This is a genomic window from Microtetraspora sp. AC03309 (genome assembly GCF_020826795.1).
Lineage (GTDB): Bacteria > Actinomycetota > Actinomycetes > Streptosporangiales > Streptosporangiaceae > Microtetraspora > Microtetraspora glauca.
The window spans coordinates 1-597 of record NZ_JADDIL010000374.1 but is presented as its reverse complement, the minus strand read 5'-3'; the positions used below and the strand labels follow the sequence as shown (position 1 = coordinate 597).

At 66.2% G+C, this 597-nt stretch carries 1 protein-coding gene; it reads left to right on the top strand.

Annotation, left to right across the window (positions count from 1 at the left end; translation table 11 throughout):
• The coding region (locus IMZ11_RS43405; protein ID WP_228649508.1) for a decaprenyl-phosphate phosphoribosyltransferase at positions 1–463 on the top strand (463 nt) is incomplete at its 5' end.
• Positions 464–597: the final 134 nt, after the last annotated feature.

Sequence of the window (597 nt, the reverse complement as noted above, 5' to 3'; positions counted from 1 at the left end):
GATTCGCGCCATCGCCGGTGGTGTGGCCGCCGACATCCCGCTGTCGCAGTGGTTCCTTCTGGTGATGGCCTTCGGCTCGCTGTTCATGGCGGCCGGCAAGCGGTATGCCGAGCTGCAGCTGGCCGAGCGCACCGGTGCCAAGATCCGCAAATCGCTGGAGAGCTACACCAGTACCTACCTCCGCTTCGTCTGGACGCTGTCGGCCACCGCGATGGTGCTCTGCTACGGCCTGTGGGCGTTCGGCCGTGACACTGCCAACGATGCCCTGGGCCTCGACGGCCAGGACGCCTCGTGGTACGCGATCACGATGGTTCCGTTCACGGTCGCGATCCTGCGCTATGCGGTCGACATCGACGGTGGCATCGCCGGAGAGCCCGAGGAGATCGCGCTGAAAGACCGAGTGCTGCAGATTCTCTTCCTGGCGTGGATCGGAACCATCGGTGCTGCCATCTACTTCAGCTGACCGGATCACCCTGCGCCGCCTGGCCGGTGGTGTGAGTGCGCGGTTGGCGCGGTGGCCGGTGTTTCCCTACGACGTCTCGGTGCGGGTCAGCCTGTGGGTGAGCGTCGTGGTGGTCGCCGGTCTGTTCGGCTGGG